11 protein-coding genes are annotated in these 13,826 nt (G+C 52.4%); all 11 read left to right on the forward strand.

The features are described from left to right. The first annotated feature begins 20 nt into the window (after positions 1-20). Entirely contained in the window at positions 21-1,274 is a 1,254-nt protein-coding gene (gene hemA / locus ACTJJS_RS20565; protein ID WP_168872105.1) for a glutamyl-tRNA reductase, read from the forward strand. Positions 1,275-1,279: 5 nt separating this feature from the next. Beyond that, the gene (gene hemC, locus ACTJJS_RS20570) at positions 1,280-2,200 is read left to right on the forward strand and encodes a hydroxymethylbilane synthase (RefSeq protein ID WP_440665069.1); all 921 of its coding nucleotides are present in this window, start codon (positions 1,280-1,282) and stop codon (positions 2,198-2,200) included. After that, positions 2,190-2,939 carry a uroporphyrinogen-III synthase gene (locus ACTJJS_RS20575; RefSeq protein WP_440665070.1) on the forward strand — a complete coding sequence of 250 codons (750 nt, stop codon included), beginning with the start codon at positions 2,190-2,192 and terminating at the stop codon, positions 2,937-2,939. Before hemC ends, ACTJJS_RS20575 begins: the two co-directional genes overlap by 11 nt. Then, complete coding sequence (gene hemE / locus ACTJJS_RS20580; RefSeq protein WP_440665071.1) at positions 2,936-3,964, forward strand: uroporphyrinogen decarboxylase; 1,029 nt, start codon at positions 2,936-2,938, stop codon at positions 3,962-3,964. The genes ACTJJS_RS20575 and hemE overlap by 4 nt, the downstream gene beginning before the upstream one ends. Positions 3,965-3,971: 7 nt before the next feature. Next, positions 3,972-4,886, forward strand: a complete 915-nt coding sequence (gene hemF, locus ACTJJS_RS20585; protein ID WP_440665072.1) for an oxygen-dependent coproporphyrinogen oxidase — start codon at positions 3,972-3,974, stop codon at positions 4,884-4,886. A gap of 55 nt (positions 4,887-4,941) precedes the next feature. Next, entirely contained in the window at positions 4,942-5,913 is a 972-nt protein-coding gene (gene hemB, locus ACTJJS_RS20590) for a porphobilinogen synthase (RefSeq protein WP_343743728.1), read from the forward strand. 56 nt (positions 5,914-5,969) lie between these two features. After that, positions 5,970-7,265, forward strand: coding sequence for a glutamate-1-semialdehyde 2,1-aminomutase (gene hemL / locus ACTJJS_RS20595; RefSeq protein ID WP_440665073.1), 1,296 nt, complete (start codon positions 5,970-5,972; stop codon positions 7,263-7,265). A 136-nt stretch (positions 7,266-7,401) separates the two neighbouring features. Beyond that, on the forward strand, positions 7,402-7,830 hold the full coding sequence (locus ACTJJS_RS20600) for a hypothetical protein (RefSeq protein ID WP_168872098.1): 429 nt from the start codon (positions 7,402-7,404) through the stop codon (positions 7,828-7,830). Between the two features lie 144 nt (positions 7,831-7,974). Beyond that, positions 7,975-9,093, forward strand: a complete 1,119-nt coding sequence (locus tag ACTJJS_RS20605; protein WP_168872097.1) for an efflux RND transporter periplasmic adaptor subunit — start codon at positions 7,975-7,977, stop codon at positions 9,091-9,093. Between the two features lie 34 nt (positions 9,094-9,127). Further along, complete coding sequence (locus tag ACTJJS_RS20610; protein WP_440665074.1) at positions 9,128-12,268, forward strand: efflux RND transporter permease subunit; 3,141 nt, start codon at positions 9,128-9,130, stop codon at positions 12,266-12,268. Continuing rightward, entirely contained in the window at positions 12,261-13,709 is a 1,449-nt protein-coding gene (locus ACTJJS_RS20615) for a TolC family protein (protein ID WP_440665075.1), read from the forward strand. The genes ACTJJS_RS20610 and ACTJJS_RS20615 overlap by 8 nt, the downstream gene beginning before the upstream one ends. Positions 13,710-13,826: the final 117 nt, after the last annotated feature.

Raw genomic sequence — 13,826 nt, forward strand, 5'->3', positions numbered from 1 at the left:
CCGGAAGCTTATTCAACAACATGCAGGTCAGTCACTCAAAAGAAATAGCAAATTTTCATATCGTTGGGATCAACTATAAGAAAACAGACGCTGCTATCAGGGGATTATACGCCATTAATCAGGCCCAATACCAACAACTCCTGGAGCATGCCAGGACTGTGCAATTAGATGATCTCTTTGTACTTTCCACTTGTAACAGAACCGAGATATACGGGTTCGCCAATACACCTGGCGACCTGTTAGATCTGTTGTCCCGCGAAACAAACGGCGATCGTGTACAGCTGGAAGAACTGGCCTACATCAAATCCGGTGAAGATGCCATTCGTCATCTGTACCAGGTAGGCACCGGCCTCGACTCCCAGATCCTGGGGGACTACGAGATCATCGGCCAGATACGTATTGCCGCTAAATTCGCCAAAGCGCAACAATGCCTCGGCAGCTTCCTGGAAAGACTGGTCAACAGCGTATTACAAGTCTCCAAACTGATCAAGACGGAAACCGGCCTTAGCAAAGGCACTGTATCAGTGGCATTTGCCACGGTACGCCTGCTCGAACGCCGTTGCCCTGACATCCGCAATAAAAAAATCGTACTGGTAGGTGTAGGCAAAATAGGCCGCAACACCTGCAAGAACATGATAGAGTACTTAGGCGTAAAAGAGGTGACCCTCATCAACCGCACCCTCCAGGTGGCGGAGGATTTCGCCGGTCAGCACGGACTGCGTTATGCGCCCTATGAAAATATGGTCGCTGAAATGCAGGCCGCCGATGTGGTGCTCGTGGCCTCCAACGCTCCCGAACCTACCGTACTGGCATCTCATTTCCATCAGTCTTCTCCCAAACTGATACTCGATCTCTCCATTCCCTTCAACGTAGAATCAGCAGTAGGCGATCTGGAACACATCTCCCTGATCAATGTCGACGAGCTCTCCAAAGTACAGGACGAAACCCTGCAAAACAGGCTGGGCGAAGTTCCCAAAGCCCTCGCCATCATCGAGGAGCATATGGCAGAATTCCTGTACTGGTACAAAATGCGCAAACATGCCGTTGTACTTAAAGCTGTAAAAGACAAATTGCAGGAGATCCATACCCGCGAAATACAACAACAGAAAAACGGCTCCGGTTATAAAGTGGAAGATATGGAACAGGTATCTTCCCGTATCATCCAGAAAATGATCAATCTCATGGCAGGCAAGGTCCGCAAGGAAACCGACAAAAGCGACCTGTATATCGCCATGATCAACGATATTTTTGAGACAGGCGTCAAGCAGGACTAATCATCATGGACAAAATTATCAGGATAGGCACAAGAGAAAGCCAGCTGGCCTTATGGCAGGCACACCAGGTTAATGACCTGCTCACCGCACAGGGCTATAAAACAACGCTGGTGCCCATCAAAAGCGAAGGTGATATCGACCTCGTTACGCCACTGTACGAAATCGGTGTACAGGGCATCTTCACCAAAAGCCTCGACCTGGCGCTATTGAACAACCGCATCGACATTGCCGTTCACTCTTTCAAAGACGTGCCCACACAGCTGCCGCAACAGATCGTACAGGCGGCCGTATTAAAGCGCGGACCGGTGAAAGACCTGCTGGTTTATAAGAACGATACGTCTTTCCTCGATCAGCCACACTATGTGGCCAACATCGCCACCAGCAGCGTACGCCGTAAAGCACAGTGGCTGCGGAAATATCCGCAACACCAGCTGCATAACCTGCGCGGCAACGTCAACACCCGCCTGCAAAAACTGGCAGCGGAAAACTGGGACGGCGCCATCTTCGCCGTGGCCGGACTGGAACGGATCAATGTACGCCCTTCCAATTCCATCGACCTGGACTGGATGCTGCCAGCCCCCGCACAGGGCGCTGTAGTGGCCGTATGCCGCGAAGACGATACCTTCTGCCGGGAAGCCTGCGCCGCCTTCAACGACGCGGAAACAGCCCTGGCCACTTTTATTGAACGCGAATTCCTGCGTACCCTGATGGGCGGATGCACCACCCCTATCAGCGCGTATGCTCAAATACAAAATAACACCGTACACTTCAGCGGAGAACTCTGTAGCCTCGACGGCTCCCGGTTCTTCAGCATCAGCCGGGAAGCTTCAATGGAACAGGCACAACACCTGGGCCAGTCCGCAGCGGAAGAAATCATGGCCCAGGGCGGCGCTGAAGTAGTAGCTGAAATCAGAAATGCCCGATAATGTCAAATACCGCGTACTGTGTACCAGACCCTTGTCTGGTAACCTGATCACCGAAGCGGGCGATCACGGTATTGCTATCGGGGTAGAGGATTTTATCCAGATAAAACCACTGCTCAACAATGATCTGGCAGGTGATGAAAACATGTTGCGCATATTCGGCAGTCCCAATGCCAATATACCGCTCGTTTTCACCAGCGCGCATGCTGTAAAGGTGTTTGCTGATTATTACCTTCATAATGACACCTTTCATGTTATCTCAAATCCTGTCTGTTGCATCGATGGTAACACCAAAAGAGTATTACAGGAGGAATTACCTGATAATCCGATCATAGCAGCAGCTTCTTACGGGAAAGACCTGGCAGCCGCCATCATTGCGTTAGGCAATGTAAACGAAGTACATTTTTTCTGTGGCAACCAACGCAGGGATGAACTGCCACAAAGCTTAAAGGATGCAGGTATCATCGTCAATGAATATGTGATCTACGAAAACAATCCCACTCCTGCTGTAGTCACTGGCATATACGATGGTATCATGTTTTTCAGTCCCAGTGCGGTAAAGAGTTTTTTCTCCGTTAACAGGCTGGCACCCAACACTGTTTGTTTTGCGATTGGGGCCACCACAGCCGCCCAACTGGAAGATTATACCGATAATAAAATCATCATGGCCCCTCATACCGATGCGGAATCCATGGTGAAAACAGTTATATTTTACTTTAACAACATTAACTGCTACGAATGAGCGCATTGAAGAATGATTTATTGCTGAAGGCCCTTAGAGGCGAAACTGTTTCCCGCACACCCGTATGGATGATGCGTCAGGCAGGCCGCTATTTACCGGATTATATCAAACTGCGTGATAAATATAGCTTCTTTGAACGCTGTGAAAATCCTGAACTGGCCACCGAAATCACCGTGATGCCGGTTGACCAGGTAGGTGTGGACGCCGCCATTATTTTCTCCGACATACTGGTGGTGCCGCAGGCCATGGGCATGGAAGTGCAACTGGTAGAGAAAGTGGGTCCCCTGCTGCCACAACCGGTAAAAAGCGCGCAAGACCTTCAACGTTTATGCGTTCCCGATGTACACGAAAGACTGCATTATGTGTTCGATGCCCTGAAGCTCACCAAACAAACCCTCGCCGGCCGCGTGCCGCTGATCGGTTTTGCCGGCGCTCCCTGGACATTGCTCTGTTATATGGTACAAGGCAAAGGCTCCAAAACTTTTGATGAAGCCAAAGCCTTCTGTTACCAGCAACCTGCCGTTGCCCATCAGCTACTGCAGATGATCACCGATACATCCATCGCCTACCTGAAAGCGCAGGTGGCCGCCGGCGCAGACACCGTTCAGATATTCGATTCCTGGGGCGGCCTGCTCAGCCCACAGGACTTTGAAGTGTTCTCCCTGCAATACATCCGCCAGATCGTGGCAGCGATGAAAGACATTTGCCCGACCATCGTATTTGCCAAAGGCGCCTGGTTTGCCCTCGAAGACATGGCCGCTACCGGCGCCCATGGCCTCGGCATCGACTGGTGCATTAAACCGGAACTGGCCCGCCAGTTTGCCGGCAGCAACATCACCCTGCAGGGCAACTTCGATCCGGCCAAGCTGCTGGCGCCTATCCCTGAAATTGAAAAATCAGTGAAGGAAATGCTGAAAGGCTTCGGCCGTCAGCGTTATATCGCCAACCTCGGCCACGGCATCCTGCCTAATGTACCGGTAGACCATGCCAAAGCATTTGTTGAAACTGTTAAAGCACACGGCTAAACATACCATGAGCATCAAAAACGAATTCATCGTCTTTATACGGGACCTGCAGGATGAGATCTGCAACGCCTTTGAAAAAATAGATGGCAAAGCCACCTTCCGGGAAGACCACTGGGAACGCCCTGGCGGCGGTGGCGGCCGCTCCCGCGTGATCGCCGATGGCAACGTGTTTGAAAAAGGCGGCGTCAGCACCTCCGTGGTACATGGCGACCTGCCCGAAGTGATGGCCCAGCAGTTTGGTGTCAGCAACAGCAAATTCATGGCCTGCGGCATCTCCCTGGTAATCCATCCGCTCAACCCTTTCGTACCCACCGTACACGCCAACTTCCGTTACTTCGAGCTGTACGACCAGGAAGGGCAACTAAAGGACAGCTGGTTTGGCGGCGGTGCCGACCTTACGCCGTACTATCTCGAAGAAAAAGACGGCAGCCATTTCCACCGCACTTTCAAAGAGGCCTGCGACGCCTTCGGCACAGACCTCTACCCGAAATACAAACAACACTGCGACGAATATTTCGTGAACAAACACCGTAATAACGAAGCCCGTGGCATCGGCGGTATTTTTTACGACTACCTCCGTCCCAATGCGGAAAAAACAGCAGAAGACCTCTTCGCCTTCTCCAAAGCCAATGGCAGAGCTTTCCTGAAAGCATACCTGCCCATTGTAGAGAAAACAAAAGACATCCCCTATACAGAAGCCCACAGAAACTGGCAGGCGTATAGACGTGGACGTTATGTGGAGTTCAATCTCATCCACGACCGCGGCACTCTGTTCGGACTGAAAACCAATGGCCGTACCGAGTCCATCCTCATGAGCCTTCCGCCCGTGGCCCGCTGGGAATACGATTTCCATCCGGCGCCCGGAAGCCCTGAAGCTCAACTGGTAGAATGGCTGAAGCCCCGCGACTGGATTAATATTTAGGACAACAGATGATCCGCCATCATCTCAAAATAACAAACACAAAAACTTACCTAAGATGATCAGAAGAAACAGAATCATGAGAGTATCCCCTGCCATTCGTGCAATGGTAGCAGAAACAATATTGCGTCCCAGCGATTTCATCGCCCCGCTGTTTGTAACTGAAGGAGAAAATGTGCAGGAAGAGATCAGCTCGATGCCCGGCTATTTCCGGTATTCACTGGACCTCACCATCCGCGAGGCCAAAGAATTATGGGGCCTCGGCATCAAAAGTGTATTGCTTTTTGTGAAAGCGCCTGATAGTGTTAAAGACAATAAAGGCACCGAAGCGGTTAATCCCAACGGATTGATGCAACGTGCCATCCGCGGCATCAAGGATGCTGTTCCGGACATGGTGGTGATGACAGACGTAGCGCTGGACCCTTACTCTTCCTATGGCCACGATGGTATCGTGGAAGGAACGGAAATCGTGAACGATCCCACCGTGGAAGTACTGGCCCGTATGAGCCTCAGCCATGCACAGGCCGGCGCCGACTTTGTGGCACCCAGCGATATGATGGACGGCCGCATCCTCGCCATCCGAAATATCCTTGAACAAAACGGTTTCGACAAAACCGGTATCATGGCCTACAGTGCCAAATATGCCTCCTGCTTCTACGGTCCTTTCCGTGATGCACTGGACTCCGCTCCCGGTTTCGGCGATAAAAAGACCTACCAGATGGACTACGCCAATTCCCGCGAAGCGATCAAGGAAACACTGATGGACATTGAAGAAGGCGCCGATATCGTGATGGTGAAGCCCGCCATGGCTTATCTCGATATCATGCGCATCATCAAAGACCGTACTACCGTTCCCGTTAGCGCGTACCACGTGAGCGGCGAATATGCCATGATCAAGGCAGCAGCTGCCAACGGCTGGCTCGACGAGAACAAGGCCATCCTGGAAAGTATGACCAGCATCAAACGTGCCGGTGCCGACCTGATCGCCACCTACTTCGCTAAAGATGCAGTAAGACTGCTGAATGCTTAATTCAGTATCTTGCAATAAGAAAATAAAAAAATAACTAAATAAAACAGTTTCCTTTCATGTACAGCTACAGCAAAAGTGAAATGTTATTCGGGAAAGCCAAAGAGGTTATCCCCGGCGGCGTAAACTCCCCCGTGCGTGCATTCAAAAGCGTAGGTGGCGTACCGGTATTCATGCAACGCGCCCAGGGCCCCTTCATGTATGATGTGGACGGCAACAGGTATATTGACTATATCAATTCCTGGGGCCCAATGATCCTCGGGCACGCTTATGGACCCGTAGTAAAAGCCATCCAGGAATATGCCGCCTTCTCCACTTCCTTTGGCGCGCCTACAGAACTGGAAATAAAAATTGCGGAGCTCATTGTGAGCATGGTGCCCAATATCGACATGGTACGTATGGTAAACTCCGGTACCGAAGCCTGTATGACCGCCCTCCGGCTGGCCCGTGGCTATACCGGCCGCAATAAATTCATCAAATTCGAGGGTTGTTACCATGGGCATGCAGATGCCTTCCTGGTAAGCGCCGGCAGTGGCGTGGCCACGCTCGGCATCCAGTCCGTTCCCGGTGTGACCGCTACCGTAGCAGACGACACGCTGACTGCCCCTTTCAATAATCTTCCTGCGGTAGAACAACTGATCGCCGGCAATCCGGAGCAGATCGCTGCCATCATCGTGGAACCGGTGGCCGGCAACATGGGCTGTATCCTGCCCCAGCCGGGCTTCCTGGAAGGACTGCGCCAGCTCTGCGATGCCAACGGCATCCTGCTCATCTTTGATGAAGTGATGACCGGCTTCCGCCTCGCCCGCGGCGGCGCGCAGGAACTGTTCGGTATCCGTGCCGATCTCGTTACCTTCGGTAAAATCATCGGCGCCGGTATGCCTGTAGGCGCTGTGGCTGGCCCCAAAGCTATCATGGAGAACCTGGCCCCTGCCGGAAAAGTATACCAGGCAGGCACACTGAGCGGTAACCCTATCGCCATGATCGCCGGCTATACGCTGTTACAGACACTGAATGAAAATCCGGTGATCTACCAACAGCTGCAGGAAAAAGCCGATTACCTCGTCAGCGGCCTCCGCGAAGCATTTGGCGCATCTGGTAGCGTTTACCAGATCAATACACTGGGATCTATGCTCAGCGTACACTTTACCGAGTATCCGATTATTGACTTCACCAGCGCCTCCGCTGCCAATAACGAATTGTTCAGACGCTTCTTCCATGCTATGCTCGAACGCGGCGTATACCTGCCACCATCAGCGTTTGAAAGCTGGTTCATGTGTAATGCGCTGACCACAGAAGAACTTGATGCCACTATACAGGCAGCCAAAGCAGCCATGCAGGCCATCAAACAATAGTTAACAATTAAATCCTGTGCAGAGTGGGAGGGTTGGCTTACGCCAACCCTTTTTTACGCCGTTTTCAAAAAGGTAACATACCGGTTATCAAATAACCAAATAAGCAAATCAAAAAATAGGACTATTTTTGTGCGTAATGAGCATGCCGTCACCCATACTCAAACGTTGGATGTTTGTTTGTCTGCTGATGATAACACAGCTGACAGCAAGCGTGCTGCCCTCGTTGGCAGCACACAAACACCTGTTGTTTGAACAGATCTACCGGCAGGCCGCACTGGAAGATTCTATCGAAGACCTTGCCGCCAAACTGCCTCCCCAGCTGGAAGCAGATGATGTGGACGATGGTCACGAGTGTATACATGCCACCAAACACCGCCGTAAAACACGGTACTATCTCAGCGCTTCTTCCCAACAATTCAGTATCGCCACCCGGGTGGCCTATATAGAGGGCGACAACCTTTCTCCCTATTGTCTTATCAAAGAAAATCTGCCCGGCGAATATGGCCGGCAAAAGGCTTTTTTACCCGCCTACTACAGTTTTCTCTTCCGGTTTACTCCATTCTGAGGACTTCCTCCCTTTCGTTTTACTGTTTTTCTTTTTTCTTTTTTTTAGGGAGATGACAACCATCGCCGCTATTGACGCGGAATGAGCCTTCCTATGTGTGAACTAAACTTTCCGGCTTCCACCGGAAACAATACTATTATATCTATGCGTCAAAATACAGGGATTTACGCTTCGCTGCTCGCGTTATTCGTGGCAGGCTGCGTTACCAAAGGAGAAAGTACCGGAAATGAGGAACTGAAATCATTGCCTGTTACCAGTCTTGTGGTAAAGGACACCATACTGCACCGTACATATGTTACCGATATACAAGCCGTTCAGAACGTGGAAATACGTGCCCGTGTGAGTGGTTTCCTGGATAAAATTTATGTGGACGAAGGACAGGAAGTGAAAAAAGGACAACTGCTGTTTGGCATCAACGATGCGGAATACAGTGCAGAACTGACCAAAGCCAAAGCTGTTCTCAGTAACATGGTAGCGGAAGCAAAATCCGCTTCGCTGGAGCTGGAACGGGTGAAAATGCTGGTAGAGAAAAAAGTCATCGCGGCCTCCGAGCTGGAAGTGGCCAAGGCACGCCTTGCCGCTGCCCAGGCTAAAATCGATGAAGCCCGCTCCGCTGAAAGCAATGCAGCCATGCGCCTCTCCTACACCAGTATCCGCGCACCTTTCGACGGCATCATAGACCGTATACCACTGAAAAAAGGAAGCCTTATCAGTGAAGGTGCCCTGCTGACCACCGTGTCAGACACCCGTGAGGTATACGCTTATTTCAACGTATCCGAAACAGAATATCTCCAATACAGCAAAGCCATCGCCAAAGGCGACAACAGCTACAACCAGGTACAGCTGGTCCTCGCCGATGGCAGTGATTATCCGAACGTCGGCAAAATCGAAACCATGGAAAGCGAATTTGAAGAGAACACCGGTTCCATCGCTTTCCGCGCCCGCTTTTCCAATCCCGCCAAACTCCTGAAACATGGCGCCAGCGGCAAAGTGCGGCTCACCACGGAAATGGACAGCGCTATCATCATCCCGCAAAAAGCGGTGTTTGAAATGCAGGACAAAAACTATGTCTTCGTGGTAGACGCCTCCAACAAGGTAACGATGCGGAATTTCGTTCCGCAGGCCCGGTTCTCTCATTTCTACATCGTAAAATCCGGCCTCAAACCCGGTGAACGCATCGTATGCGAAGGCGTGCGCAATATCCGCGACGGCGTACAGATCGCCCCCCGCACGGTGCCGATGGACAGTCTGCTGAGAATATAAATCACCCTGCTTATTAGCTGTAAAAGAGAGATCAATGTTTGAAATATTTATTAAAAGACCGGTGTTATCACTGGTCATATCGCTTATTATCACACTGGTAGGCCTGCTGGCACTTTTCACGCTGCCGGTCACCCAGTTCCCCGATATCGTGCCTCCCTCGGTGACCGTGACGGCCAAATACACCGGCGCCAACGCCGAAGTATCGGCCAAAGCAGTGTCCACCCCGCTGGAACGCGCTATCAATGGCGTACCAGGCATGACCTACATGTCGTCCGTGTCCAGCAACGACGGTATCACCGTTATACAGGTGTTTTTCCAGGTAGGCACCGACCCCGACCAGGCCGCTGTAAACGTGCAGAACAGGGTGGCCACCATCATCGATGAATTACCCGAAGAAGTAATCAAAGCCGGTGTTACCACCGAAAAAGAAGTGAACAGTATGCTGCTGTATCTCAACGTGATGAGTGAAGACACCTCACTGGATGAGCAGTTCATCTACAACTTCGCCGATATTAACGTATTGCAGGAACTGAAACGTATTGACGGGGTAGGCCGCGCTGAAATCATGGGCGCCAAGGAATATGCCATGCGCATATGGCTGAAGCCAGACCGCATGCTGGCCTACAACGTGTCTTCCGATGAAGTCATCGACGCTATCCGCAAACAAAACATCGAAGCCGCTCCCGGTAAAACCGGTGAAAGCTCCGATAAAAATCCCCTCCTGCTGCAATATGTTCTCCGCTATACCGGCAAGTTCTTTGAACCGGAACAATACAAGCAGATCGTACTGAGGGCCGGCGCCGACGGATCGGTGCTTCATCTCAAAGATGTGGCAGACGTGGAGTTTGGCTCCCTCACCTATAGCATGGTGTCCAAAACAGACGGTAAACCATCGGCCTCCATCATGCTCAAACAAAGGCCCGGCTCCAATGCCCGCGAGGTGATCAACAACGTGAAGAAAAAGATGGAAGAGATGAAAAACACCTCTTTCCCTCCCGGCATGACCTACAACTTCAACTACGACGTTTCCCGCTTCCTCGATGCCTCTATCCATGAAGTGGTACGTACCCTCTTTGAAGCGTTCCTGCTCGTGTTTATCGTGGTGTTCATCTTCCTGCAGGATTTCCGTTCCACGCTCATCCCCGCGCTGGCAGTACCGGTAGCCCTAATCGGCACGCTCGCCTTTATGCAGATGATGGGCTTCTCCATCAACCTGCTTACTCTCTTCGCCCTGGTACTGGCCATCGGTATTGTGGTGGACAACGCCATTGTAGTGGTGGAAGCAGTACACGTGAAAATGAGCGAAGACCATCTCCCGCCCATGGAGGCTACCATCGCCGCGATGCGCGAAATCAGCGGCGCACTCGTGGCCATCACCCTCGTCATGTCGGCGGTGTTTGTGCCCGTGGCCTTCCTCTCCGGACCGGTAGGCGTGTTCTATCGCCAGTTCTCCCTCACCCTGGCTATTTCCATCGTGATATCCGGTATCAACGCGGTAACGTTAACGCCTGCACTCTGCGCTATCATGCTCAAAGACACCCACGGCAAACCGCGTAAAAAGAGCCTGTTGCAGCGTTTCTTCAACGGCTTCAATAAAGGATACAGCGCTACGGAAAATAAATACGCCAGACTGGTAAGCTTTATCGCCGGCCGTAAAATCATCACGCTGATTGCCCTCGCCGGCTTCTTCGTGGCCACCTGGGGCGCCAGCGCTATCCTGCCTTCCGGCTTCATCCCTACTGAAGACCAGGGCATGATCTATGTCAACGTAACGGCCCCTCCCGGCGCTACGGTAGAACGTACCGAAGAAGTGCTGGACCAGATACAGGCCCTCGCAGCACAGCTGGACGAAGTAGAATCCGTGTCCACCCTCGCCGGCTACAGCCTCGTAAACGAGGTGGCAGGCGCCTCCTACGGCATGGGCATGGTCAATCTCAAACCATGGGATGAACGTAAAGCTTCCGTCAACGATATCATCGCCAAACTGCAAAAGTTGTCTGCCGGCATCGCTGATGCCAGCATCGAATTTTTCCCGCCTCCAACAGTACCCGGTTTCGGTAATGCCAGCGGCTTCGAGCTGCGCCTGCTGGACCGCAGCGGTGGCGGCGATCTGCGGCAGACCGCCCAGATCACCAACAACTTCATCGAAGCCCTGAAAAAACGGCCGGAAATAGGTAGTGCCTTCACCAGCTTCGATGCGGAGTTCCCGCAATACCTCATCCACGTGGACCAGGGCATGGCTGCCAAAAAAGGCGTCACCACCGACAATGCCATGAGTAACCTGCAAACGCTGATGGGCAGCTACTACGCGTCCAACTTCATCCGCTTCGGGCAGATGTACAAAGTGATGGTGCAGGCCGATCCTTCCTTCAGGACCAAACCCGAGGACCTGCTGAAACTGCATGTTAAAAACGACCGTGGAGAAATGGTATCCTATGCCGATTTCGTGAAACTGGAACGGGTATACGGACCGGAGCAGCTTACCCGCTACAACATGTACACCGCCGCCATGATCAATGGCGACGCCGCCCCCGGCTACAGCAGCAGCCAGGCTATTGAAGCCGTACAGGAAGTGGCCGCCAAAGAACTGCCCAGGGGCTTCAGCTACGAATGGAGCGGTATGACCCGTGAACAGATCCTCTCCGGTAACCAGGCGATATACATCTTTGCCATCGTATTGGTGTTCGTATACCTGCTGCTGGCCGCACAGTATGAGAGCTTCCTGCTGCCTTTGCCGGTACTGCTCTCCCTGCCTGCCGGTATTTTCGGCGCTTTCATCTCCCTTAAACTGGTAGGACTGGAAAACAACATCTATGCGCAGGTGGCGCTGGTAATGTTGGTAGGCCTGCTCGGCAAAAACGCGATCCTCATCGTGGAATTTGCGATCCTGCGCAATAAACACGGCGCTTCTGTTCTCGAAGCTGCCAAAGAGGGCGCGGTGTCCAGGCTGAGGCCTATCCTGATGACCTCCTTCGCCTTTATTGCCGGCCTGGTCCCGCTGTGTATCGCTTCAGGCGCAGGCGCCATGGGCAACCGCTCCATTGGCACCGCTGCCGCCGGCGGCATGCTGATAGGCACCCTCTTCGGTGTTGTTATCATCCCCGGCCTCTATGTGCTGTTTGCCTCTATGATTCCGAAAAAGAAAGTTGAACTGAAAGCTTACACCAATGAATAAACGAATATATCAATATGCGCTGGGCGCCTGTCTGTTGACGGGCGCCGTCGCCTGCACCACACAGAAAGAACTGCAGCTGCCGGAACGTATATCCGCGCCCGTTACTACCGCTCCGGCTGCTGACACTATATCACTGGCGAGCTTTGACCGCATTTTCCAGGACCGGTACCTGAAAAATCTGGTTGACAGCGCGCTGCAAAACAACTACGACCTGCTGGCGGCCAGCCGCCGTATTTCTGCCGCACAGGCCAACCTGATGATGGCCCGGAACGCATGGCTGCCTTCTGTCAATCTATCATTGACAGCTGGTGTTGACCACTTTGCGGATTACACGATGACCGGCGTGGGCAACTTCGACACCAACAAATCGCCCAATATCAATGACGATCAACGGGTATCTGATCCTACGCCTGAATACTTTGCCGGTATCAGAAGCTCCTGGGAGATAGATCTGTGGGGTAAACTGAAACAGCAGCGGCATGCCACCATGGCACGCTTCCTGGCCACCAGCGAGGCTCGCCGCCTGCTCACCACTCAAATCGTGGCCGGTATCACCGGCCTCTATTATGAGCTGCTGGCCATGGACAATGAACTGGTGATCATCCACCGCAACATCAAGCTACAGGAGGCAGCCGTGGCCACAGTACACATACAGAAAGATGCCGGTCGCGCTACCGAGCTGGCCGTGCAACAGTTTACCGCACAGCTGCTGAGCACACAGGCGCTCGAATTTGGTGTAAAACAGGAAATCGCATCCATCGAAAACCAGCTGAACGCACTGATGGGCAGACTGCCGCAACATATTGAGCGCAGCGCTGTATCAGACTTGGTAGATACCGCCAACCTGCCTCCCGTTGTTCCTTCCGGCATCCCGGCAAACCTGTTGCTGCACCGTCCGGACATTCAACGGGCCGAACTGGAGCTCAGCGCCACTAAGGCTGACGTAAAAGCCGCCAGGGCCGCTTTTTTACCGGGACTCACCATTACACCTTATGCCGGCTTTAACGCCTTCAAGGCAGGACTGCTGTTTAAATCTCCCGCCTCCATTGCCTGGGGCGCACTGGGAAGTGTCACGGCTCCCATTTTCAACAAAAAACAGCTGAAAGCACAGTACAATATTTCCACCGCTAACGCCTATACGGCATTTTACGAATACCAGCAGGCGATTGTGAACGGTTACCAGGAAGTGGCCACTGCACTTAACAAAGTAGAGAACCAGCACCAGGCATTTTCCCTCAAATCCAAAGAGGTGCTGGTATTACAGCAGGCCGTGTCTACTGCCAATATCCTGTTCACCACCGGCTACGCCAATTACCTGGAAGTGATCACCGCCCAGAAAAGCGTACTGGAAGCGGAACTGGCGCTGGTAAACACACGAAAAGGCGTGTACCAGGGACTGGTATCGCTATACCGGTCTTTGGGCGGCTCCGGCGCACGTTAATACCGGATTGTTTTAGACAGATGATAAAATGAAGATCAGAATGGCGGAAGGAGAATGGATGAGTGTGATGAATAAAACCTTCTTTTACCGGATGACAGTGTGATATTAGTTTGACCC

It is taken from the genome of Chitinophaga sp. 22308 (assembly GCF_052045305.1).
Classification (GTDB): Bacteria; Bacteroidota; Bacteroidia; order Chitinophagales; family Chitinophagaceae; genus Chitinophaga; species Chitinophaga varians_A.